Raw genomic sequence first — 21,191 nt, forward strand, 5'->3', positions numbered from 1 at the left:
AAGTGAACGCAGGACCTGTAGGAGCTGCCGAAGGCTGCGATCTTTTGCTTTTCTGCGCTATTCTTCGCGCCCGAAATTCTACTGTCACTACAGGATCCGCCCTCATGAAAGCCGCACTCGTCGAACTCATCAGCAAAATCAGCTCCGGCTGCATGGGCGAGGACGAGATCCTGAAAGTGGCCGACGAAGCCGCGCAGGCCTACGCCGATGCCAATGCTTTTCTGGCCGCCAATCCGGACATCAACTACGACGACACATTCCCGATCCCGCTGGGTGAGTGGGTAGTGGTCGGCAGCCTGCCGGAAACTGTGCTGTTCCAGGCCGATACCTATGTCGATCTGTTCGCACAAATCGTTGCTTCGTTTGGCCCCGGCGTGGATTTCAACCTCAAGCCCAAACAACTGGCCAAGACCGAAGCACTGACCGCACTCAACCGCATCCAGGTGCAGATGAGCAGCCTGAACAAGGAAAACGGCGGTTACACGTTGATGAACTTCAGCCAGTTGCTCGACGATGAATTGCAAATGGTCCTGGTCTACGGCAACGACGTGCCCCGCGTGCTGGAGTTGTGCGCCGAGGTCGGCATCGCCGCTGCGCCGGCACTGGAAGCCTTGAAGGTCGCTGTTCACGTCTGAACGCAATAAAAGGGAACCCTGCGCGCGACCGTCTATCCTAAAAGTGCATGCCACTATTCTGGAGCGACACCATGGGTTCCACGTTCAACGGTCTGATTGGCCTGATCATCCTTGCCCTCGATATCTGGGCCATCATCAATGTGCTCAAAAGCGGCGCCTCCACCGGGATGAAAATCGTCTGGGTGTTGCTGATTATCCTCCTGCCGGTGCTGGGCCTGATCATCTGGGCTATTGCCGGGCCACGGGGTAACGTCCGGATCTGAGCTGATTTTCGATCACACGGTCATCCCTGTGGGAGCGAGCCTGCTCGCGAAGACGTTGTGTCAGTCGCCATCACCGGCAACTGATACTCCGCTTTCGCGAGCAGGCTCGCTCCCACAGTGGTTTGCGCTGGTAAAAAACAACCGGAGGTTCGACCTGTCATCTTCGGCAACGTAGAATGCGCGCCTTTCCCGGGCAATCGTCCCCACGATGGCGCCCGCGCATTTATCGGAGCACTTGACCATGACCGTTACCAAGACCAGCGAGTACCTGGAAACCCTCTACGAAGGCTACGGCCAGCGTTTTCGCATGGAAAAACTGCTGCACGAAGTGCGCACCGAACACCAGCATCTGGTGATCTTCCAGAACCCGCGCATGGGCCGGGTGATGGCGCTGGACGGCGTGATCCAGACCACCGAAGCCGACGAATTCATCTACCACGAAATGCTCACCCACGTGCCGATCCTTGCCCACGGCACCGCCAAGCGCGTGCTGATCATTGGCGGCGGTGACGGCGGCATGTTGCGCGAAGTGACCAAGCACGCCGGCGTCGAACACATCACCATGGTCGAAATCGACGGCACCGTGGTCGACATGTGCAAGGAATTCCTGCCGAACCATTCCGCCGGTGCCTACGATGATCCGCGCCTGAACCTGGTGATCGATGACGGCATGCGTTTCGTCGCCACCACCACTGAAAAATTCGACGTGATCATCTCCGACTCCACCGACCCGATCGGCCCGGGCGAAGTGCTGTTCTCGGAGAACTTCTACCAGGCGTGCCACCGCTGCCTGAACGAAGGCGGCATCCTCGTGACTCAGAACGGCACGCCGTTCATGCAAATCGACGAAGTCAAAACCACCGCCGGTCGCCTGCGCAGCCTGTTCCCGGACTGGCACTTCTACCAGGCCGCCGTGCCGACCTACATCGGCGGCTCGATGACCTTCGCCTGGGGCTCGACCAACCCGGCCTACCGCAAGCTCAGCCGTGAAACCCTGCAACAGCGCTTCATCGGCAGCGGCATCGTCACCCGTTACTACAATCCGGAAATCCACATCGGCGCGTTCGCCTTGCCGCAATACGTGCTGCAAGCGGTCAACAAGCCAAGCAACGACTGATCACTCTGAAGTCGCTCTGCAAGGGAGCTTTTGTGGCGAGGGGATCTATCCCCGTTGGGATGCGCAGCATCCGTGAACCGGCCTGCGCGGTGTCTCCGTTAAACCGCAATGGACGGCATTACGACTGCTGCGCAGCCGAACGGGGATAAATCCCCTCGCCACAGAGTCCGCCCTATCGATCGGATGGTTATTTTCACCGTTGGCGGCTGTAATCCTTTTGAACCAACTATCGCGGAAAAAAGTCGAGATAGAGGTAAGCCCATTTACGGGTTGATCGAGGAGGCACTGATGCAAAAGTGGAAAGTCACTTTCGTGGATGATCACGGCGAAATTGTTGATGAAGTCTTCGAACGTGAGGAATGCCCGTCCGATGATGAAGCCGCGCGGCTGATCAAGGAGCGGCTTCTTCCGGTCGCCGCCCAGCTGGATCTCAACGATCTGGAAGGGCGCACCGCCGATGCCGGGGTGAAAAACCTCAAGACCCAGAACGGCATCGAAATCCTCAGCATCACCCCTGTCTGAACACTTCCTGTCATCTCGTAAACCAGGCCTTGGCAGCGGCGCTCTCTTGGGGCTACTCTGCAAGCGAGATCAGCGAATGGATCGCTAAGGTCTGGTCTTGTCAGCTACATGCTTGTTTCCCGCGCGCAACCACGTTGCCGTAGTACTTAGGCCAAAAGGCCCGGGGCGGGAATACGGAAAGTCTATCCATCAATCGAGGGGGACGATTCATGAGCACAGCCTATCAAGAAGACATCAGCAGCAACGTTCTGCGCCGCATGAAAGAAGGCGGCTTCGATTTTTCCCGGTTCCATCCCATCGAGTTCTACGCGATTTTCCCGGACGAGGAGCGGGCGCGCAGGGCAGCAGGCAAATTTCGCGGTGAATCCATCAATGCCCAGGTCAGTGCGCGCGACGACGGCGCCTGGTCGCTGGAATTGAGCAAAGTGATGTACGCAACCTATGACGACATCGGCGATTTCGAGCAAGGCTTTTCTGCCGTGGTCGAACCGCTGGGCGGCATTATCGAGGGTTGGGGCGTGAAGCAGGAGGTGCGCAATCGTTACCGGTTGAATTGATATTGCGCATTGTTTGTCGGGCAACGGCTGACCTTCGGGTCGGCCGTTGTCGTTTCTGGCTTCTGCACATCGCAGTGGCAAAACCCTGAAACAAGAATCCAGGGCAAAAAAAAGCCACCGGAGAGGGTGGCTAAAAGGGAAGACGCGTATGCAATAAAGTCCCGTCGGGACGGGGCTGCCAAGGCAGTTCAGATCAGTTGAGCTGTCTACTTCGCGGCGGCTTGCCGGGGAAGTTTTGCAGCGAATGCGCGGATTATCCGCAGTCGCGGCCGGGCAGTGAAATCAACTCTGACTATGCTGGTGATAGGCGATGCAGTGCGTCGCAATGAAGCGGGGGCAATCGGGCCGGGGCATTTGCCGCACAGGAATGGTGCGCAGCGTTCGGCGTGGATCTACAACCGATTGAAATCAAAGCGTTTATGCCGATGGCACGGGCCTTGCGAAGGCCTGTATGTCCGGAGTGACAAGGAGTACGGCATGATCCGCACCTATTTTGACGAGATGTACGATGCCGGCGGCCTGGTCCGCCCGCATTACCGGGAATTTGCCCGCTGGCTGGCCGAGACGCCCGACGAGCTGCTCGCGCAGCGCCGCCGCGAGGCCGATCTGTTGTTTCACCGGGCCGGGATCACCTTCACGCTCTATGGCGACGAGCAGGGCACCGAGCGCCTGATTCCGTTCGACACCATTCCCCGCAGCATTCCGGCCAGTGAATGGCGGATTGTCGAGCGCGGCTGCATCCAGCGGGTCAAGGCGTTGAATATGTTTCTCGCCGACCTCTACCACGAGCAGCGCATCATCAAGGCCGGGATTATTCCCGCCGAACAGGTGCTGGCCAACGAGCAATACCAATTGGCGATGCAAGGTCTGGATCTGCACCGCGATATCTATTCGCACATCTCCGGCGTCGATCTGGTGCGCGATGGCGATGGCACTTATTACGTTCTCGAAGACAACCTGCGCACACCCAGTGGCGTCAGCTACATGCTCGAAGACCGCAAGATGATGATGCGCCTGTTCCCCGAACTGTTCGCCGCCCAGCGCATTGCCCCGATCGATCACTATCCCAATCTGCTGCTCGACACTCTCAAAAGCTCGAGCCCGATCGACAATCCCAGCGTGGTGGTGCTGACGCCGGGACGCTTCAACAGCGCGTTCTTCGAACATGCGTTTCTGGCGCGGGAAATGGGCGTTGAACTGGTGGAAGGCGCAGATCTGTTCGTGCGTGACGACAAGGTGTTCATGCGCACCACCGATGGCCCGAAAGCGGTCGACGTGATCTATCGCCGCCTCGACGATGCCTTCCTCGATCCTCTGGCATTCAACCCGGACTCGATGCTCGGTGTGCCGGGGCTGCTGTCGTCCTATCGCTCCGGCAACGTGGTGCTGGCCAACGCCATCGGCACCGGTGTGGCCGACGATAAATCGGTGTACCCGTTTGTCACCGACATGATCCGTTTCTACCTCGACGAAGAACCGATTCTGAAAAACGTGCCGACCTGGCAATGCCGCAACCCGTCCGAACTGTCCCACGTGTTGGCCAATCTTGCGGATTTGGTCGTCAAGGAAACCCAGGGCTCCGGCGGTTACGGGATGCTGGTCGGACCGGCCGCGACGACGGCGGAAATCGATGCCTTTCGCGAGCGCATCAAAGCCAAACCCCATGCCTACATTGCGCAGCCGACGCTGTCGCTGTCGACCTGTCCGACCTTTGTCGAAAACGGCATCGCGCCGCGCCATATCGACTTGCGTCCGTTCGTGCTGTCCGGCCGCGAAACCCGTGTGGTGCCTGGCGGTTTGACCCGTGTCGCGTTGCGTGAAGGCTCCCTGGTGGTGAACTCCTCCCAGGGCGGCGGGACCAAGGACACCTGGGTAGTCGAGGATTGAAGGAAGCTTGCCATGTTAAGTAGAACTGCCTCGGATCTGTACTGGATGTCGCGTTACCTGGAGCGTGCGGAGAATCTCGCGCGCATGCTCGACATCAGTTATTCGCTGTCGCTGATGCCGCAGGACGGGCGCGGCGACGGTCTGCACGAACTCGCCATGCCGTTGCTGATCACCGGCACCTTGGACGATTACCTTGAACGCCACGGCGACCTGCACGCAGAGCGCCTGCTGCATTTCTTCGCACTGGATGCGGCCAACCCGGCCAGTATCTACAGCTGCCTTTTTGCAGCGCGGGCCAGTGCCCATGCCGTGCGCGGGCGAATCACTGCGGACATGTGGGAAAACATCAACGCGACCTGGCTGGAAATTCGTGGCATCGCCGAGCAGGGCCTGAGTCGTTATGGCATGAGCCGTTTCTGCGAATGGATCAAGGAGCGTTCGCACCTGTTTCGCGGCGCCTCTTACGGCACGATCATGCGCAACGACGCGTTTCGCTTTATTCGTCTGGGCACGTTTATCGAGCGCGCGGACAACACGCTGCGCCTGCTTGATGCCCGTTACGAAATGGCCGGCGATCAGGCCGAAGCAGTCAGCGACGGCACGGCGCACGCCTATTACCAATGGAGTGCGCTGCTGCGCGCCTTGTCCTCATTCGAGGCCTACACCGAAATCTACCGCGACGCGCCCGGCGCCCGGCATGTCGCCGAATTGCTGCTGTTGCGCGCCGATGTGCCGCGTTCGCTGCGTGCCTGTACAGAAGAGATTGACCAGATCCTCGCGCAACTGCCCGGCGCCAACGGCCGCCCGGCACAACGCCTGGCGGCGGAAATGGACGCGCGCCTGCGTTACACCGGCATCAACGAAATTCTCGAAGAAGGCCTGCACGCCTGGCTGACCGAATTCATCCCGCTGGTGCGCCAGTTGGGCAACGCCATTCACAGTTCCTATCTGGAGGCTGCATGAGACTTTCCATAAGCCACGAGACCACCTATCACTACGAAGATCAGGTGCGCGCGAGCATCCAGTACCTGCGCCTGACACCCCACGACAGCGAGCGTCAGCATGTCCTCAGTTGGCAACTCGACCTGCCGCGTCCGGTGCGTGCGCAGCTCGATCCGTTTGGCAACATCCTGCATGTGCTGACCATGGACGAGCCCCACGAAGCGATCATCATTGGCGCCCGGGGTCAGGTCGATATCGACGAATTGCGCGAGGCCGAACATGAGAGCCAGTCGGCGCTGCCGTTCCTGCGCTTCACGCGCCTGACCGAAGCCGACGAAGCCTTGCGCGAGTTTGCCGCGAAGAACTGCAAGCAACGGCGTGATCGCACCGCGCTGATCGACTTGATGCACGGTCTGAATCAGCACATGAGCTACACGCCGGGCTCCACCGAAGTCGACACCAGCGCCGCCGAAGCTTTCGCCGGTCGGGCCGGGGTCTGTCAGGATCATGCCCACGCCTTTCTAGCCTGCGCGCGCAGTCTCGGCGTGCCGTCGCGTTACGTGTCGGGTTATCTGTACAGCGAAGATTGCGAGCATCTCGCCAGTCATGCCTGGGCGGAAGCGTGGCTGGATGACGCTTGGTACAGCTTCGACGTGACCAACCAGCTGGCGCGCCCGGAGCGACACCTGAAGCTGGCGGTGGGCCTGGATTATCTCGATGCCTGCCCGGTCCGTGGCATGCGCCGGGGCGGTGGCTGCGAGCAGATGCATGCGAAGGTGTTCGTCTCGCCGACGCCGGTTATTTCCGTGCAGCAGCAATAGCTCGACGCACGCAAAAATCATGTGGGAGCGAGCCTGCTCGCGAAAGCGGTTCATCAGCCAGCCAATCAGCGTCTGACACTCAGCCTTCGCGAGCAGGCTCGCTCCCACAAGGGGACTGCATCAAGGCTTGGCTTTGCGCCCGGCCATATGCTTGAGATAGCCCACCAGCATTTCAAGATCTGTATCCGGCAATACCTCAGCAGAAAACCCCGGCATCTTCGCCTGCGGCCACTGACGCAAACTCTGCGGATCGCGGATGTAGCGCTTCAAGAAATTCGCCCCGAAATACTCGGTCGGGCTATACGGAATATTCAGATCCGGACCGAACTGCGCGTCTCCGGCACCATTCAACCGATGACAGGCCAGGCAATTTTTCTGAAACAGGGCAAAACCCTGGTTCACCGGATCATCGGCCTTCAAGGCAGGATCGGGCAGCAGGGCAGGAAAGCGTTGGGCCACCGGCGCCATCAGCTTGATACTGGCGACTTCGAACGGCCACTGCTCGGGGCTGATATTGCCCGCCTGCGGATCGGTCCAGACCAGATAGAACGGCCCGGCGCTGTGCTTGCCGGCTGACAGCGGTGGCCACGGCTGCGCCGGATCCTCGATCGCCAGCCATGCCCGCGCGCCGTCCTTGTTCAGCAATGGCGCAGCGGCCAGCTCTGCGGCAAAGCCGTCCAGCGCCACCGCTTGCAAGTGATCCTCCGGCTTGACCCCCTTCAGCAATGCGGCCAGAGGCACAGCCTGATAAGTCATGTCCTTCTTGTAGGAAACATCATTGTTGATCGTGAGAGTTTGCAGCTGAGGATGTTTGAGCAGCTCTTCGGTCTGCCAGGTGCGGCTGTTTGCGCCCAACTGCAGATCCAGTTGTGCGGCAGCCAAGGGCAAGCTCAGTAGCAAGGCACCGAGCGCAATGAGGGTTTTCAAATGATCGCCGTCCATGTCGTGGTAGTGCGCAAAGGTTGGCACAACCGCGCTGGCCCGGGTAGCGGGCCAGTCACATTTTCAACGGCGACATACAGCACGCGACGTTTGAATCAGCCGATGACCTTGGTCAGATTCGGCAAGATCAACAACAGCGTCGTGGCGAAAAGAATGAGTCCTGCTTGACGTACTTTCGGTTGTTTGAACATGGCTTGACCGCCTTTATTGTTATTTCCTGATGCGTGCCTGACTGCATTTCCCTGACGGCACGCGTTGCACTTCCTGTTGAAGCACGCCCGTCTCGGCAAAACCCGACGACGATGGCGTACATGTTCACCTTAGAGCCCGCGTCACTCTTCGCTTAGATCCATTTCATATGGGGATCTTGAAAAAAGCTTTTAAAACGGCATGAGGCGTATTGCCAGCTTCTTTGCCGCCCGCTGGCTAGACAACTCGACGACCTGAACCGGTTCACCTGAGGTCCGATGACCGTCCGTCTGAGCGTGTGCGTCAAGCGCTTTGAGCAATGTGGTCATTGCTTGCCAGTCGGCGCAGGGCGAAAGTGAAGTGACAATAAATCAGGTTCGAGGACGTCATGACTGAAGCTTTGATTTTCGATGCGTTACGCACTCCGCGTGGCAAAGGCAAGACCGATGGCGCGCTGCACAGCGTGAAGCCGGTCAACCTGGTGGCGGGTTTGCTGAGCGCTTTGCAGGCGCGCACCGCGCTGGATACCAGTCAGGTCGATGACGTCGTCCTCGGCTGCGTCACGCCGATCGGCGATCAAGGTTCGGACATCGCCAAGACGGCGGTGCAAGTGGCCGACTGGGACGTCAGCGTCGCCGGTGTGCAGATCAACCGTTTCTGCGCTTCGGGTCTGGAAGCGGTGAATCTTGGCGCGATGAAAGTGCGCTCGGGTTTCGAGGATCTGGTGGTGGTTGGCGGCGTCGAGTCGATGTCGCGGGTGCCAATGGGCAGCGATGGCGGCGCCTGGGCACTGGACCCGCAGACCAACCTGCACAGCCATTTCACCCCGCAAGGCGTCGGCGCCGATCTGATCGCCACCCTCGAAGGCTTCAGCCGGCAGGATGTCGATGCCTACGCACTGCACTCCCAGCAAAAAGCCGCACGAGCGCGGGCCGACGGCTCGTTCAACAAGTCGCTGGTGCCGGTGCAGGATCAGAACGGCATCATCCTGCTTGACCACGATGAGTTCATCCGCGCCGAGTCTACCCTCGAGGGCCTGGGCAAGCTCAAGCCGAGTTTCGAAATGATCGGGCAAATGGGCTTCGACGCCACGGCGTTGCGGGTCTACAGCCATGTCGAGCGGATCAACCACGTGCACACGCCGGGCAACAGTTCCGGGATTGTCGACGGTGCGGCGCTGATGCTCATCGGCTCCGAAGCCAAGGGCCGCGCGCTGGGGCTGCAGCCACGCGCGCGTATCGTCGCCACGGCCGTCACCAGCACAGATCCGACCATCATGCTCACCGGCCCAGCGCCGGCGACCCGCAAAGCCTTGGCCAAGGCCGGACTGCGCGTGGAGGACATCGATCTGTTCGAGGTCAACGAAGCGTTTGCTTCGGTGGTGTTGAAATTCATCAAGGACATGGCCGTCGACCCGGGCAAGGTCAACGTCAACGGCGGCTCGATCGCCATGGGCCACCCGCTGGGCGCCACCGGTTGCGCGATCCTCGGCACCCTGCTTGATGAACTGGAAGCGCGCAACTTGCGCTACGGCCTGGCGACGCTGTGTGTCGGCGGCGGCATGGGCATTGCCACCATCATCGAACGCCTCTGAGCCCCGACTTCAAGGAACCCTGTTATGAGCGAAGCCATTCGTTACGAAAAAGGCCAGGACGCTATCGTCGTGCTGACCATGGACATGCCGGGCCAGAGCGCCAACACCATGAACGCCGTGTATCGCGAGGCCATGGCCGCTTGCGTTGCTCGTTTGTCAGCGGAGAAGGACAGCATCGCCGGAGTGATCATCACCTCCGCGAAGAAAACCTTTTTTGCCGGCGGCGACCTCAATGAATTGATCAAGGTCGGCAAACCCGAAGCCAAAGCTTTCTACGACATGGTGCTGACCCTCAAGGCGCAATTGCGCAGCCTGGAAACCCTCGGCAAACCGGTGGTCGCGGCGATCAACGGCGCTGCGTTGGGCGGCGGCTGGGAGATCTGTCTGGCCTGCCACCACCGCATTGCTGTTGATGACGCCTCGGTGCAACTCGGTCTTCCGGAAGTGACCCTGGGCCTGTTGCCGGGCGGCGGCGGGGTGGTGCGCATGGTGCGCATGCTCGGTATCGAAAAAGCCCTGCCGTACTTGCTTGAAGGCAAGAAGGTGCGCCCGCAACAGGCGCTGCGGGCCGGGCTGATTGATGACCTGGCAGCGAATCGCGATGAGCTGCTGGCCAAGGCGCGCGCGTGGATTCTCGCCAATCCGACGGCAGTGCAGCGCTGGGACGTGAAGGGTTACCAGATTCCTGGCGGCACGCCATCGAGCCCGAAAGTGGCGCAGATGCTGGCGATTGCGCCGTCGATCCTGCGCGCGAAAACTCAAGGCACCCTGCCGGCGCCGGAGAAGATTCTATGCGCGGCGGTGGAGGGCGCTCAGGTCGATTTCGACACCGCGCACCTGATCGAAACCCGCTACTTCACCGAGCTGACGACCGGGCAGATTTCGAAAAACCTGATCGGCACGTTCTGGTTCCAGTTGAACGAAATCAACGCCGGCGGTTCCAGGCCGCAAGGTTTTGCGCCCTATAAAACCCGGAAAGTCGGTGTGCTCGGCGCCGGAATGATGGGCGCGGGCATCGCGTTTGTCAGCGCTTCGGCCGGTATCGAAGTCGTCCTCAAGGACATCAATCTCGCTGCTGCCGAGAAAGGTAAGGCGCATTCAGCTTCGCTGCTGGATAAAAAAGTTGCCCGTGGCCAGCTGACTGTCGAGCAGCGCGAGGCGGTGCTGGCGCGCATCGTTGCGAGCGAAAGCGATGCCGATCTGGCCGGTTGCGATCTGATCATCGAAGCGGTGTTCGAGGATCGCCAGCTCAAAGCCAAGGTATCTGCCGCCGCGCAACAGGTGGTGGGTGGCGACGCTGTCATCGCCTCCAACACATCGACCCTGCCGATCACCGGCCTGGCGACGGCCGTGCCCGATCAAAGCAAATTCATCGGCCTGCATTTCTTCAGTCCGGTGGAAAAAATGCCGCTGGTGGAAATCATCAAGGGCGCGCAGACCAGCGACGAAACTCTCGCTCGCGGTTTCGACTTCGTTCTGCAAATCAAGAAAACTCCGATCGTGGTCAATGACAGTCGCGGCTTCTTTACCTCGCGGGTTTTCGGCACATTCACCAACGAGGGCATCGCCATGCTCGGCGAGGGTGTCAGTGCGCCGATGATCGAGACCGAAGCGCGCAAGGCCGGGATGCCGGTCGGGCCGCTGGCAATCTCCGACGAAGTTTCCCTCAGCCTGATGAGCCATATCCGTCAACAGACGGCCAAGGACCTACAGGCTGAAGGGAAACCGCTGATTGAGCACCCGGCCTTCGCCGTGATTGACTTGATGCTCAATGAATTCAAGCGACCGGGCAAAGCTGCCGGAGGCGGTTTTTATGAGTATCCAGCGGGCTCGCAGAAGCATTTGTGGCCGGAGCTGAAAGCGCGCTTCGAGAAGGCCGACGGACAGATCTCTGCGAAGGATGTGCGTGATCGTCTGTTGTTTGTGCAGGCCATCGAAACCGTGCGTTGCGTGGAGGAGGGCGTGCTGACCTCGACGGCGGATGCCAACGTCGGTTCCATCTTCGGCATCGGTTTCGCCGCGTGGACCGGCGGGGCGCTGCAGTTCATCAACCAGTATGGCCTGGAGGACTTCATCGCCCGCGCGCAGTATCTGGCCGAGCAATACGGCGAGCGTTTTACCCCGCCAGCGCTGCTGCTGGACAAAGCGGCGAAAGGTGAAATGTTCTAGGGCTGGCGAGCATTTCGGGGCTTGCCTTGGCCGGGTGTTTCAGGGCAGGCTCTGGGGTGTTCATTATTCCCATCACGTGTCAGGTATTTTTTATGTCGCTGCGCATCTGCATTCTCGAAACCGACATCCTGCGGCCCGAATTGATTGACCAATATCAGGGCTATGGGCAGATGTTCCAGCGCCTGTTCTCGCAGCAACCGATCGCCGCTGATTTCACTGTCTATAACGTGGTGAAAGGGGATTACCCAAGTGACGACGAGACTTTCGATGCGTACCTGGTCACTGGCAGCAAGGCCGATTCGTTCGGCACGGATCCGTGGATCCAGACCCTCAAGACCTACCTTTTGAATCGCTACGAACGCGGCGACAAACTGCTCGGCGTGTGCTTCGGCCACCAATTGCTGGCGCTACTGCTTGGTGGCAAGAGTGAGCGTGCGTCCCAAGGCTGGGGCGTCGGCACTCACAGCTATCAGCTGGCAGCTAAGGCACCGTGGATGAGCCCGGCGCGCGAAGAGCTGACACTGCTGATCAGTCATCAGGATCAGGTAACCGAGCTTCCGGAAAACGCCACGGTCATCGCCTCCAGCGATTTCTGCCCGTTCGCGGCGTATCACATCAACGATCAAGTGCTGTGCTTCCAGGGTCACCCGGAATTCATTCACGATTACTCCCGCGCGCTGCTCGATCTGCGCCAGGAAGCGCTGGGCCCGCAGATTTACAGCAAAGGCATGGCCAGCCTTGAGCAGGAACATCATGGCGCTACGGTTGCGGAGTGGATGATGCGGTTCGTGGCGCACAAGCCAGAAGCTGCTCAACGCTAAAAGGCTCTGCTCCCACAATCCCTGTGGGAGCGAGCCTGCTCGCGAATCTCCGGGGCAACGCGGTCCCGGCTACAGCCACCCGGACCGCTTGAAGCTCGCCCACAAACTCACACACCCCACCGCAATAAACCCCAGCACTGCAAAATAACCGTAGTGCCAGGTCAACTCGGGCATGTTCTGGAAATTCATCCCGTAGATCCCCGCTACCGCAGTCGGGAACGCCAGAATCGCCGCCCACGCTGCAAACTTGCGCTGCACCACGCTCTGCCGTGATGCCTCAAGCAACACGCCAATCTCGATGGTCTGGCTGGCAATGTCCGCCAGCGTGGTCAGGTCTTCCATCTGCCGCGTTACATGAATCTGCACATCGCGAAAGTATGGGCGCATGTTCTTGTCGATGAACGGGAAACTGAGCTTTTGCAGCTCCTCGCCGATCTCCACCATCGGTGCCGCGTACCGACGCAAGCGCACCACATCGCGGCGCAGACCGTGCAGCTTCTGGATGTCGCGCTCGTTGAGCGCGCTGCACAGCACATTGCGCTCCAGCTCATCGATCTCGGCGTGGATCGCTTCGCCCACCGGCTGATAGTTTTCGATAACGAAATCGAGCAGCGCATACAGGACGAAATCTTCCCCGTGCTCGAGCAACAGCGGACGCGCCTCACAGCGTTGACGCACATAGGCGTACGACGCGGAATGGCCGTTGCGTGCGGTAATGATGTAACCCCTGCCGGCGAAGATATGCGTTTCGATGAATTGCAAAAAGCCGTTTTCGCGAACCGGTGAGTAGGTGACGATAAACAGAGCGTCACCAAAGGTTTCCAGTTTTGGTCGGCTGTGTTTTTCCAGCGCGTCTTCGATGGCCAGTTCATGCAGGTTGAACTGTCGTTGCAGGTTGGATAATTCCTGTGCGTCCGGTTCTTCCAGACCGATCCAGACGAAATGGCCGGGTTTGGCGGCCCAGGCAGCACCTTCGTCCAGCGCAATATTGGTGACTTTCTTACCCTCGCTGTACACCGCAGCAGCAACAACTCGACCCATGGTGGTGATTCACTTCTTCTTGGCAGATGGCAGGGAAACTAGGCTTCAGCTTAGCCGTGTCGCTGCTTGAGAGTCAGTGAAACTTCTACAGTTCACCCGGCAAAAGAAAACCCGCACGGGGCGGGTTTGGTTTCACGCGGCTTGCAGTTGCCGATCCATCGACTCGATGCACTCGCGCATCTGCTCGCGGCATCGCTCGATGAGCATGGGCATGTCGTCCATGGTCATTCCGACTGTAGGAATCGCCGGCAAGGAACGTATGAGAACGTTGCCGCTGCGCCAGCGATTCAGGCGCATGTGTTTGATATAGCTGCTCACGCACACCGGAACGATCGGCACGCCGGCGGCAATTGCCATCTGGAACGCGCCTTTCTTGAACGGCAACAAATCTTCACCGAGGTTGCGGGTGCCCTCCGGGAATACCCAGATCGAGGTGTCTTCGTTCTGCAAGGTGTGGGTCGTCGTCAGCATCGACTGCCGCGCCTTGTGCGCATTGCCACGGTCGATCAACACATTGCCGGCCAGCCAGAACAACTGGCCGAACAACGGCACCCACTTCAGGCTTTTCTTGCCGATACACACGGTGCGGCGGGGGACGACATTGCCGAACACGAACAGATCGTAGTTAGACTGATGGTTGGCAATGATCACGCAACTGTCGGGCTTGTTCATCAAGCCGTTGACCTCGGACCTGACCCGCAAACGCAAGATACACATCGCCGGCAAAGCGTAGAGGCGGGCGCACAGTCGACTGTTGTCCGGGTTGAACGGGCGGCACAATCCAAGGATCACGCCGAGCACGCCGGCCAGAATAAAGTGCAGGCCCATCAACAACATACGAAACACAAACAGCATTTTTGCAGGCCCACCGGGACAAAAGGTGGCGCAGTGTACGGATGTGCACTGTTTTCGGCAATTGCCGCTATAGAGTCCGGAGATGGCCGATGTTTAAGCGCATGTTTCAGCATTGCCTGTCAGGCGCGTCCTAGAGCTTTCAGCGAATCTTCAACGCTGAACGTAAGAAAAAGCCCGACCAAGGTCGGGCTATTCTCTTACCGGCAGATTTTGGACGAGTCAGCCCAGATGTTGCTGATCCTGCAGGATCGCGTCGTCGAGAGTGTCCAGCAGTTGCTTGCGCACTTTGAGCTTGGTGTTCTTGTGCGCCAGCATGTTGATCTTGTTCAACTGACGCGCGGCAGCCAGCGCGGCGCCCTGCAATTCTTCGGCAGTGACGACTTTGTCGAGGAAGCCCGCATCAACGGCACTTTGCGGATCGAACATCTCGCCATTGATTACCGAGCGATGGAAAGCCGAACGCCGCAAGCGGTCGCGTGCCAGCTCAATACCGGCGTGGTGCATGGTCATGCCAATCTGCACTTCGTTCAGGCCGATGCTGTACGGGCCATCGACACCGATGCGGTAATCGGCGGACAACAGCAGGAAAGCGCCCTTGGCCACGGCGTGCCCCGGGCAAGCAACGATCACCGGGAACGGGTGAGAGAGCAGGCGGCGGGCCAGGGTCGAACCGGCCGTCACCAGCGCAACGGCTTCTTTCGGGCCGGCGGTCATCACCTTGAGGTCATAACCACCGGAGAGAATCCCCGGCTGCCCGGTAATGATCACCACGGCGCGATCCGCCACCGCCTGATCCAGCGCCGCATTAAACGCCGCAATCACGTCCGGAGAAATCGCGTTGACCTTGCCATTGTTCAGGGTCAGGGTCGCGATACCGTCTTCGAGGTGGTAGGCAATCAACTCGCTCATGACGCTATTCCTTATTAGAAAGATGGGCAGACGTTACCCACCGCCGCAGGCCAGGTAAAGCGCCGTGACTGACCTGCCAGTCACCGTTTTGCGCTTCGGCCAGCGCGCCACGCGTGTTGCCCCCTATAAAGGAAGCGCGTCGATAACCTGAGATTGGCGGGTTTGCCATCGCTCCTCTCGGATGAAAGCATCGCGCTCTCTTAAGCGCATGAAAATTCTGAAAAAAAGTTTGCCATCGGAAAAGCTTTCGACTACATTAGCGCGCCTCGACAGACAGAACATGTCTGCAGAGATACGGTGAAGTGTCCGAGTGGCTTAAGGAGCACGCCTGGAAAGTGTGTATACAGGAAACTGTATCGAGAGTTCGAATCTCTCCTTCACCGCCAAATTTGAAACGACTAAACCCCTGAAAACTTAGAGTTTTCAGGGGTTTTGCGTTTCTGAAAGCCAAAAAAGTGAATATCAAAAATAACCCGACTCAGTGTCGGTTTGTTTGTGCCTTGGATGGATGCGCCAAGCGCACAGCTCCCTTGAGCCCTTCACCTTTTCTCGCCAAGAATATCCGTGCTGATATAGCGGTGTCCCAATTCTGGTACTCGGAAAAGAGCACTGACTGCTGGAAACGGAAAAGTCGCTCTTCCTCACACAACTCGCAGAATTCGCCTACAACCGTGCGTTGAGTCTCTCGTTATCCTGATGCAGTACCAGTCTGCAGCGATCCCATCAGGAAATACGTTTTCCGCAGAAAGCAGGCTTTCTCCTCGTAATTGCGGTTTGACCCAGTTGCCCTATTATCGCGGTATCATGATCTAATACCATGAACAACAAACAGCTCGGCACGCTTAAACTATTTTTTCAAGGCCGGTCCCAAATAACTTGGAGTGGGTTCGTATGGAATCCCTCTTCGGCGCAGTAGGCGCCCAGACCATCGAAGGCAGCGGTTCTATAGTGCGTTTTGAATTGAACGGTGTGGTCGTGACGTTTCACCGGCCCCACCCAGACAAAGAAGCGAAGCCCTATCAGGTGCGCGACGCTCGGGCTTTCCTTGAGCAAGCAGGAGTCATCCCGTGAATGTAATGAACTACAACGGCTATGCCGCCCGGATTGAATACAGCGACGAAGACGGCCTCTTTGTCGGCCACATCGCCGGTATCAAGGACGTCGTTGGATTCCATGGAGAGTCGGTGGCAGAACTGCGAAACGCGTTTCAGGAGGCCGTGACTGATTATCTCGAAACCTGCGCCAGGCTCGGTCGCGAACCGCAGAAACCCTATTCGGGAAATCTGAGCCTGCGTTTGGCACCAGCGCTGCATGCAACTGTCGCTGTAAAGGCGCAGCTTGCTCACAAGAGCATCAATCAATGGGTTGCAGACGTGCTCGATCGTGAAGTCCACGCGTAGCCGCGAAACCCAATTTCGGCAGCAGTTGTACAAAACCCTGTCACCCGTCGAAATCTCCTACACGTCTCATTGACCCCCGAACCGTCCCGAGTTTACTGTATGTGCATACAGTAAACTCACTATCAGGTTCGTATCATGAGCGTCACCATCCTCGGCCCTTTGTCAGGCGCGGGCGAACAGCTTGCGCTGTATTCGTTTCGGATTCCCGCCGGTTTTCCTTCGCCGGCGGCTGATCACATTGAAAAGCACATCTCTCTGGACGAGGTTTTTGATATTCGTGCACCGCACGTTTATCTGGCGAAGATCGAAGGCGAGAGCATGCAGGACGCCGGGATATTTTGCGGTGATCTGGTGATCGTCGACCGCAGCTTGAATGCCGAGCACGGCGATATCGTCATCGCCGGTCTCAACTCCGAACCTGTCTGCAAGCGCCTGCACATGCGCGATAACACGATCATTCTTCTTTCGGCCAACAGCAAATACCCGCCTCGCTATGTGATGGAAGGGGATGAGCTGGTGATCTGGGGCGTGGTGACTTACAGCGTGCGCGACCATGGCAAACCGTGAGCAGGTCTTCGCGCTGATCGATTGCAACAGCTTCTATGCCAGCTGTGAGCGAGTTTTCCGGCCCGATCTGGCGAAGACGCCGATTGTCGTGCTGAGCAATAACGATGGCTGCGTGATCGCGCGCAGCTACGATGCCAAACCTTTTGTGAAAATGGGCGCGCCGTACTTTCAGATTCGTGATGATCTGCGCCGCCACGGCATTCAGGTGTTCAGCAGTAATTACGCGTTGTACGGCGACATGAGCGAACGGGTGATGACGATCATCGAATCCATGGTGCCGGCGGTCGAGGTTTACAGCATTGATGAGGCGTTCGCCGATCTCAGCGGCATTCCTGGGGACCTGACAGGTTTTGGCCGAACCATTCGCTCTGCCGTTTATAAGCGCACCGGCATCCCGGTCGGCGTCGGCATCGCCCCCACGAAAACGCTGGCCAAGCTCGCCAACCACACCGCGAAACGCCTGCAAGCGCATACCGGCGGCGTGGTCGACATCTGCGATCCGTCCAAACGCGACTGGGTGCTGCGCAATACCGATGTCGGTGAAGTGTGGGGCGTCGGACGGCGGATGAAAGCTCATCTGGAAAGCATGCAAATCAGAAGTGCGATGGACCTGGCGAAGGCCGATCCGTGGACACTGCGGCGCAAGTTCAGCGTGGTGATCGAGAAGACCGCGCGCGAACTGGGCGGCACATCCTGTCTGGAACTGTCGGAAACAGAACCGCCGAAGCAGGAAATTTGCAGCAGCCGCATGTTTGGCAACCGTTTGACTACCATCGAGCCGATCAAGGAAGCCGTTGCTACTTATGTGCATCGAGCGGCGGAAAAGCTGCGTGCGCAGAGTTCGCTGTGCAAAAAGATCCGCGTGAGTATCCGCACCGGCATGTTCAATCCGGAAGAGGCGAAGTACGCCAATGGCGCGCTGATCGAGTTGCCTTATCCGACCAATGATGTGCGATTGCTGAGCAAGGTGGCGAGCGAGGCGGTTGATCGATTGTTCCGGCCGGGCTTCAAGTACAGCAAGGCTGAAGTGTTATTGATGGATCTTCGGCAGCCCGGAGAGTTTACCGAAGACTTGTTTGCCCAGTCGCAACCGCAGACGGCGGAGAAGGTGATGGGGGTGCTCGACCAGATCAATCAGCGCTGGGGGCATGGAACGTTGCGAGCGGGGAGTGTGCCGGCGGATCCGGCCTGGGGCATGCGGCGGGAGATGATGAGTTCGAGTTTTACGACGAAGCTGGATCAATTGTGGGTGGTTAAATCCAATTGAGGCACGGGCCAGATCTGGTGCCGCGTTACAATCGCCGCCTTCACTTTTGCAGTAAAAGGACGACTTTCATGATCATTTCCACCACTCATTCCGTCGAGGGGCGGCAGATCACGGCCTATCTGGACATCGTCAGCGCCGAGTCTGTGCAGGGCGTCAACGTGATCCGCGATATGTTTGCGGGCATGCGCGACTTTTTTGGCGGGCGTTCGCAGACGTTGGAGCGGGCTCTTAAAGAAGCACGTATTCAGGCCACCGACGAACTGAAGGATCGGGCGCGGGCATTGCAGGCTGACGCGGTGGTCGGCGTGGACTTCGAGATCAGCATGCCGGCAGGCAAGGGCGGCATGGTAGTGGTGTTCGTCACCGGAACTGCTGTCAAGCTGCGCTGATTATTGTGTTCAAGGCAAAGCCCACTCGCACAACGAGTGGGCTTTTTCGCGTCAATCAGCCTTGAGGTTTGAGCAACACAGCACCTCTTGCGTCATAGGTCAGCGGTGTCCCGTCAGTCTGCGCCGATGGCGCTGGCTCGCTGGGATGGTAGACGACGCCCGGCTGCAGAAGCGGTTTGTCCGGGTATTTGATGGTGATTTCACCCGAGGCGATCTTTTCCTTGAGTTTTTCCGCGCCGGCCTTGCCGGCAGCGATCTGCTCGTCCGTGAGTTTTACGACTGGCATGTTCGGGAATCCATTGATCTGCATGTTCTCTCCTTGAGAATCATTTGTAGGAATAAGGGCAGCGGCCGTTCGATGGAAATCTTTAGCGAATGATCGTTCACGACGCTTTTTTCCATTCGTCGGTGATCAGCCTTTCTGAACGGCAAGTCCAGTAGTGACCAGCTAGTCTCAAAAGCGCTGAGGGGCGATATTTTCCAGGCAAAACTGTTTTGTCGGTGTCGACCCGGTTGCGTAGGGGAGAGTCTATGTCAGGTCCATTTATCGAAGATGATGGCGCTGAGTTTTCATTCAACAACTGTGTGCGCTGCGGTCAATCGGAGTATCAGTCGGGGTTTGGCGAGGATCCGGTGAGCATCGGCAAAATCAAATCCACGGCCCCAAAAGGGCCGAAAGCGAAATTCCTGCCCAAGGTCACGGCAAGGACCAGAAAGTGATTTCATCCTGCACCCCGTCACTGAACGGGGTTTTTTATGTGCGCAAGAATAGGGGTTTGAAATCTCTGGCAGGCATTGACATTAATGTCGGTTTTTTTTCACAAACTTTTCACGTTGGCCAACGTAGTGTGAAGCCATCCGTTAGAAAGCAAGTCTCCAGCCCGTCTCCCCAGCGGGCTTTTTTTTGCCCGGCATAAAACCTTTTCCACGATTGCGGTCCAATCGACGCTGCCGCCCGCGTCTGGACTTTCCTGGGCCGAGCGCATTAAATCCCGCTCCTTTTCGTCATCCCGTTTATTTGAGGTTTTCGTCATGCGTTTAACACTGCCTGCTCTGGTTCTTGGCCTTCTGGTTGCTCAAGGTGCGATGGCTGCCGGTGATGGCACCGCGGCGCTGGGCGGTGGCCTGGGTGGCGCGCTGGGTAACGTGGTCGGTCAGAAAATGGGCGGCAGCACCGGCGCCGTAATTGGCGCTGGCGTTGCGGGCGCAGCGGGCAGCGCAGTCGCAGCACGCAAGGGTAGCCGCACCAAAGCGGCGATCGGCGGCGGTGTCGGTGCAGCCGGTGGTTCGGTGATCGGCAACAGCTTGGGCGGCCGCAACGGCGCCACCATCGGTGCAGGTCTGGGCGGCGCGGCCGGCGGCGCAGTCGGCAGCAACCTGGGCAAAGGTCACAAGCGCCACTGAGACTGATGGCCTGTCAGAAAAAGCCCGACTCGATGTCGGGCTTTTTCATGGCTGAACGTTTCGTCCGAAATCATCTCCAATCTGCATACGCCCCGCTTGGGCGGACTGTCCCGATTCGGGAACTGCGAGGTTCATATGCGATTGTCATTATCTGCACTGTTTTTTGGCTTGGTCGTGGCGCAGGGCGCGATGGCGGCCGGAGACGGCACCGCTGCCGTAGGCGGTGGTCTCGGCGGTGCGCTGGGTAATGTGGTTGGCGGACAACTTGGCGGCAGCACGGGCGCAGCGGTCGGCGCAGGTGTTGGCGGCGCGGCGGGCAGTGCCGTCGGCGCGAACAAACGCAACCGCACCGAAGCCGCGATTGGCGGCGGTCTTGGCGCAGCAGGCGGCTCGGTCGTCGGCAACAGCCTCGGCGGCTCCACCGGCTCCGCCATTGGCGCGGGCCTGGGCGGCGCAGCAGGCGGCGCGGTAGGTAACAATCTTGGCGACGACGACGGCGGATCTCATTCCGGCGGCCACAAGCACAAGAACAAACACAAAAATAAACATCGCTGATTGATCAACGAAAACCCGGCCTGGCGCCGGGTTTTTTGTGTCTGGCCGTCAGGCGGAGGAACGATTGGCGATAGGGCTTTTCGAAAGTGATACATCCCACACGCTCAAGAGGTGCGCCATGACTCCCGAAACCGAAGGCAAAGAAGAGAAGGGCCCGAGTGGATTGCCGTTTATCAATGATCCGGGGAATGAAGATCCCGGCTCGCTGATGGATGATGCGACGGTGCCGTTGAATGATGCGGATGAGGCGGATATGGAGTATGAGGAGGATGGGGATGAGCAGTGAGAGTGTTCTTGGTGAATGGAGATTTTGAATATTGGTTTAAAGGGCCTGAGTCCACAGGC

25 protein-coding genes and 1 tRNA gene are annotated in these 21,191 nt (G+C 58.7%); 21 read left to right on the forward strand and 5 right to left on the reverse strand.

What is annotated here, in order from left to right; genetic code table 11:
- Positions 1-104: 104 nt before the first annotated feature.
- The 8 genes from AB9L16_RS07980 (at position 105) to AB9L16_RS08015 (ending at position 6,744) form a co-directional block, all read left to right on the forward strand.
- Entirely contained in the window at positions 105-635 is a 531-nt protein-coding gene (locus AB9L16_RS07980; RefSeq protein ID WP_056784060.1) for a hypothetical protein, read from the forward strand.
- 71 nt (positions 636-706) lie between these two features.
- Positions 707-898 (forward strand): PLDc N-terminal domain-containing protein, encoded by a 192-nt coding sequence (locus AB9L16_RS07985; RefSeq protein WP_016773784.1) that lies wholly within the window; start codon positions 707-709, stop codon positions 896-898.
- A 241-nt stretch (positions 899-1,139) separates the two neighbouring features.
- Positions 1,140-2,015, forward strand: a complete 876-nt coding sequence (speE, locus tag AB9L16_RS07990; RefSeq protein WP_016773785.1) for a polyamine aminopropyltransferase — start codon at positions 1,140-1,142, stop codon at positions 2,013-2,015.
- 288 nt (positions 2,016-2,303) lie between these two features.
- Entirely contained in the window at positions 2,304-2,537 is a 234-nt protein-coding gene (locus AB9L16_RS07995) for a hypothetical protein (RefSeq protein ID WP_236169486.1), read from the forward strand.
- A gap of 209 nt (positions 2,538-2,746) precedes the next feature.
- Complete coding sequence (locus tag AB9L16_RS08000) at positions 2,747-3,094, forward strand: ribonuclease E inhibitor RraB (RefSeq protein ID WP_003223226.1); 348 nt, start codon at positions 2,747-2,749, stop codon at positions 3,092-3,094.
- A 477-nt stretch (positions 3,095-3,571) separates the two neighbouring features.
- The gene (locus AB9L16_RS08005) at positions 3,572-4,981 is read left to right on the forward strand and encodes a circularly permuted type 2 ATP-grasp protein (RefSeq protein ID WP_041479359.1); all 1,410 of its coding nucleotides are present in this window, start codon (positions 3,572-3,574) and stop codon (positions 4,979-4,981) included.
- 12 nt (positions 4,982-4,993) lie between these two features.
- Positions 4,994-5,944, forward strand: coding sequence for an alpha-E domain-containing protein (locus AB9L16_RS08010; protein ID WP_375123330.1), 951 nt, complete (start codon positions 4,994-4,996; stop codon positions 5,942-5,944).
- Entirely contained in the window at positions 5,941-6,744 is an 804-nt protein-coding gene (locus AB9L16_RS08015; protein WP_056784068.1) for a transglutaminase family protein, read from the forward strand. The genes AB9L16_RS08010 and AB9L16_RS08015 overlap by 4 nt, the downstream gene beginning before the upstream one ends.
- Before the next feature lie 120 nt (positions 6,745-6,864).
- On the opposite strand, the gene AB9L16_RS08020 is transcribed toward AB9L16_RS08015, so the two are convergent.
- Positions 6,865-7,686: a c-type cytochrome gene (locus tag AB9L16_RS08020; RefSeq protein ID WP_375123758.1), complete on the reverse strand. Its 822-nt coding sequence runs from the start codon at positions 7,684-7,686 to the stop codon at positions 6,865-6,867.
- 577 nt (positions 7,687-8,263) lie between these two features.
- On the opposite strand from AB9L16_RS08020, the gene AB9L16_RS08025 reads away from it, so the two are divergent.
- The 3 genes from AB9L16_RS08025 to AB9L16_RS08035 all read left to right on the forward strand — a co-directional run bounded on the left by AB9L16_RS08025 (position 8,264) and on the right by AB9L16_RS08035 (position 12,459).
- Positions 8,264-9,469, forward strand: a complete 1,206-nt coding sequence (locus tag AB9L16_RS08025) for an acetyl-CoA C-acetyltransferase (protein WP_375123331.1) — start codon at positions 8,264-8,266, stop codon at positions 9,467-9,469.
- Between the two features lie 24 nt (positions 9,470-9,493).
- Complete coding sequence (locus tag AB9L16_RS08030; RefSeq protein WP_375123332.1) at positions 9,494-11,638, forward strand: 3-hydroxyacyl-CoA dehydrogenase NAD-binding domain-containing protein; 2,145 nt, start codon at positions 9,494-9,496, stop codon at positions 11,636-11,638.
- 92 nt (positions 11,639-11,730) lie between these two features.
- Positions 11,731-12,459 carry an amidotransferase gene (locus AB9L16_RS08035; protein WP_375123333.1) on the forward strand — a complete coding sequence of 243 codons (729 nt, stop codon included), beginning with the start codon at positions 11,731-11,733 and terminating at the stop codon, positions 12,457-12,459.
- A gap of 69 nt (positions 12,460-12,528) precedes the next feature.
- Here the strand turns inward: AB9L16_RS08035 and AB9L16_RS08040 are convergent, their stop codons facing one another.
- The 3 genes from AB9L16_RS08040 to AB9L16_RS08050 form a co-directional block, all read right to left on the reverse strand.
- Entirely contained in the window at positions 12,529-13,500 is a 972-nt protein-coding gene (locus AB9L16_RS08040) for a magnesium and cobalt transport protein CorA (protein WP_375123334.1), read from the reverse strand.
- A 132-nt stretch (positions 13,501-13,632) separates the two neighbouring features.
- Positions 13,633-14,355 (reverse strand): 1-acylglycerol-3-phosphate O-acyltransferase, encoded by a 723-nt coding sequence (locus AB9L16_RS08045; RefSeq protein WP_252869066.1) that lies wholly within the window; start codon positions 14,353-14,355, stop codon positions 13,633-13,635.
- 219 nt (positions 14,356-14,574) lie between these two features.
- Complete coding sequence (locus tag AB9L16_RS08050; RefSeq protein ID WP_122087889.1) at positions 14,575-15,264, reverse strand: crotonase/enoyl-CoA hydratase family protein; 690 nt, start codon at positions 15,262-15,264, stop codon at positions 14,575-14,577.
- A 296-nt stretch (positions 15,265-15,560) separates the two neighbouring features.
- Between AB9L16_RS08050 and AB9L16_RS08055 the strand changes: the two genes are divergently transcribed.
- From AB9L16_RS08055 to AB9L16_RS08080, 6 genes are all read left to right on the forward strand, one after another.
- Positions 15,561-15,650, forward strand: a tRNA-Ser gene (locus AB9L16_RS08055).
- Positions 15,651-16,155: 505 nt separating this feature from the next.
- Positions 16,156-16,335, forward strand: coding sequence for a type II toxin-antitoxin system HicA family toxin (locus AB9L16_RS08060; RefSeq protein ID WP_375123335.1), 180 nt, complete (start codon positions 16,156-16,158; stop codon positions 16,333-16,335).
- Entirely contained in the window at positions 16,332-16,664 is a 333-nt protein-coding gene (locus AB9L16_RS08065) for a type II toxin-antitoxin system HicB family antitoxin (RefSeq protein WP_256811932.1), read from the forward strand. Before AB9L16_RS08060 ends, AB9L16_RS08065 begins: the two co-directional genes overlap by 4 nt.
- A 135-nt stretch (positions 16,665-16,799) precedes the next feature.
- Positions 16,800-17,231: a LexA family transcriptional regulator gene (locus AB9L16_RS08070; RefSeq protein WP_256811933.1), complete on the forward strand. Its 432-nt coding sequence runs from the start codon at positions 16,800-16,802 to the stop codon at positions 17,229-17,231.
- Positions 17,218-18,498 carry a Y-family DNA polymerase gene (locus AB9L16_RS08075; RefSeq protein ID WP_056784092.1) on the forward strand — a complete coding sequence of 427 codons (1,281 nt, stop codon included), beginning with the start codon at positions 17,218-17,220 and terminating at the stop codon, positions 18,496-18,498. Before AB9L16_RS08070 ends, AB9L16_RS08075 begins: the two co-directional genes overlap by 14 nt.
- A 68-nt stretch (positions 18,499-18,566) precedes the next feature.
- Positions 18,567-18,887, forward strand: a complete 321-nt coding sequence (locus tag AB9L16_RS08080; protein ID WP_016773801.1) for a YbjQ family protein — start codon at positions 18,567-18,569, stop codon at positions 18,885-18,887.
- Positions 18,888-18,942: 55 nt separating this feature from the next.
- Here AB9L16_RS08080 and AB9L16_RS08085 read toward each other — a convergent pair whose 3' ends face one another.
- Positions 18,943-19,197, reverse strand: coding sequence for a hypothetical protein (locus AB9L16_RS08085; protein ID WP_256811939.1), 255 nt, complete (start codon positions 19,195-19,197; stop codon positions 18,943-18,945).
- A gap of 221 nt (positions 19,198-19,418) precedes the next feature.
- Between AB9L16_RS08085 and AB9L16_RS08090 the strand changes: the two genes are divergently transcribed.
- The 4 genes from AB9L16_RS08090 to AB9L16_RS08105 all read left to right on the forward strand — a co-directional run bounded on the left by AB9L16_RS08090 (position 19,419) and on the right by AB9L16_RS08105 (position 21,132).
- On the forward strand, positions 19,419-19,607 hold the full coding sequence (locus AB9L16_RS08090) for a hypothetical protein (RefSeq protein WP_024012286.1): 189 nt from the start codon (positions 19,419-19,421) through the stop codon (positions 19,605-19,607).
- A gap of 312 nt (positions 19,608-19,919) precedes the next feature.
- Positions 19,920-20,291, forward strand: a complete 372-nt coding sequence (locus AB9L16_RS08095; RefSeq protein WP_123418714.1) for a bacteriocin — start codon at positions 19,920-19,922, stop codon at positions 20,289-20,291.
- Positions 20,292-20,426: 135 nt separating this feature from the next.
- Complete coding sequence (locus AB9L16_RS08100; protein ID WP_024012287.1) at positions 20,427-20,846, forward strand: YMGG-like glycine zipper-containing protein; 420 nt, start codon at positions 20,427-20,429, stop codon at positions 20,844-20,846.
- Between the two features lie 118 nt (positions 20,847-20,964).
- Complete coding sequence (locus tag AB9L16_RS08105) at positions 20,965-21,132, forward strand: hypothetical protein (RefSeq protein ID WP_016773805.1); 168 nt, start codon at positions 20,965-20,967, stop codon at positions 21,130-21,132.
- Positions 21,133-21,191 lie beyond the last annotated feature (59 nt).

It is taken from the genome of Pseudomonas sp. LW8, from assembly GCF_041956865.1.
GTDB classification, from domain to species: domain Bacteria; phylum Pseudomonadota; class Gammaproteobacteria; order Pseudomonadales; family Pseudomonadaceae; genus Aquipseudomonas; species Aquipseudomonas siliginis.

Excerpts from the sequence above, each read along its gene's own strand:
- AB9L16_RS07980 (WP_056784060.1), top strand. The coding sequence starts at position 105 with ATGAAAGCCGCACTCGTCGAACTCATCAGCAAAATCAGCTCCGGCTGC.
- AB9L16_RS07985 (WP_016773784.1), top strand. The coding sequence starts at position 707 with ATGGGTTCCACGTTCAACGGTCTGATTGGCCTGATCATCCTTGCCCTC.
- speE (WP_016773785.1), top strand. The coding sequence starts at position 1,140 with ATGACCGTTACCAAGACCAGCGAGTACCTGGAAACCCTCTACGAAGGC.
- AB9L16_RS07995 (WP_236169486.1), top strand. The coding sequence starts at position 2,304 with ATGCAAAAGTGGAAAGTCACTTTCGTGGATGATCACGGCGAAATTGTT.
- AB9L16_RS08000 (WP_003223226.1), top strand. The coding sequence starts at position 2,747 with ATGAGCACAGCCTATCAAGAAGACATCAGCAGCAACGTTCTGCGCCGC.
- AB9L16_RS08005 (WP_041479359.1), top strand. The coding sequence starts at position 3,572 with ATGATCCGCACCTATTTTGACGAGATGTACGATGCCGGCGGCCTGGTC.
- AB9L16_RS08010 (WP_375123330.1), top strand. The coding sequence starts at position 4,994 with ATGTTAAGTAGAACTGCCTCGGATCTGTACTGGATGTCGCGTTACCTG.
- AB9L16_RS08015 (WP_056784068.1), top strand. The coding sequence starts at position 5,941 with ATGAGACTTTCCATAAGCCACGAGACCACCTATCACTACGAAGATCAG.
- AB9L16_RS08020 (WP_375123758.1), bottom strand. The coding sequence starts at position 7,686 with ATGGACGGCGATCATTTGAAAACCCTCATTGCGCTCGGTGCCTTGCTA.
- AB9L16_RS08025 (WP_375123331.1), top strand. The coding sequence starts at position 8,264 with ATGACTGAAGCTTTGATTTTCGATGCGTTACGCACTCCGCGTGGCAAA.
- AB9L16_RS08030 (WP_375123332.1), top strand. The coding sequence starts at position 9,494 with ATGAGCGAAGCCATTCGTTACGAAAAAGGCCAGGACGCTATCGTCGTG.
- AB9L16_RS08035 (WP_375123333.1), top strand. The coding sequence starts at position 11,731 with ATGTCGCTGCGCATCTGCATTCTCGAAACCGACATCCTGCGGCCCGAA.
- AB9L16_RS08040 (WP_375123334.1), bottom strand. The coding sequence starts at position 13,500 with ATGGGTCGAGTTGTTGCTGCTGCGGTGTACAGCGAGGGTAAGAAAGTC.
- AB9L16_RS08045 (WP_252869066.1), bottom strand. The coding sequence starts at position 14,355 with ATGCTGTTTGTGTTTCGTATGTTGTTGATGGGCCTGCACTTTATTCTG.
- AB9L16_RS08050 (WP_122087889.1), bottom strand. The coding sequence starts at position 15,264 with ATGAGCGAGTTGATTGCCTACCACCTCGAAGACGGTATCGCGACCCTG.
- AB9L16_RS08060 (WP_375123335.1), top strand. The coding sequence starts at position 16,156 with ATGGAATCCCTCTTCGGCGCAGTAGGCGCCCAGACCATCGAAGGCAGC.
- AB9L16_RS08070 (WP_256811933.1), top strand. The coding sequence starts at position 16,800 with ATGAGCGTCACCATCCTCGGCCCTTTGTCAGGCGCGGGCGAACAGCTT.
- AB9L16_RS08075 (WP_056784092.1), top strand. The coding sequence starts at position 17,218 with ATGGCAAACCGTGAGCAGGTCTTCGCGCTGATCGATTGCAACAGCTTC.
- AB9L16_RS08080 (WP_016773801.1), top strand. The coding sequence starts at position 18,567 with ATGATCATTTCCACCACTCATTCCGTCGAGGGGCGGCAGATCACGGCC.
- AB9L16_RS08085 (WP_256811939.1), bottom strand. The coding sequence starts at position 19,197 with ATGCAGATCAATGGATTCCCGAACATGCCAGTCGTAAAACTCACGGAC.
- AB9L16_RS08090 (WP_024012286.1), top strand. The coding sequence starts at position 19,419 with ATGTCAGGTCCATTTATCGAAGATGATGGCGCTGAGTTTTCATTCAAC.
- AB9L16_RS08095 (WP_123418714.1), top strand. The coding sequence starts at position 19,920 with ATGCGTTTAACACTGCCTGCTCTGGTTCTTGGCCTTCTGGTTGCTCAA.
- AB9L16_RS08100 (WP_024012287.1), top strand. The coding sequence starts at position 20,427 with ATGCGATTGTCATTATCTGCACTGTTTTTTGGCTTGGTCGTGGCGCAG.
- AB9L16_RS08105 (WP_016773805.1), top strand. The coding sequence starts at position 20,965 with ATGACTCCCGAAACCGAAGGCAAAGAAGAGAAGGGCCCGAGTGGATTG.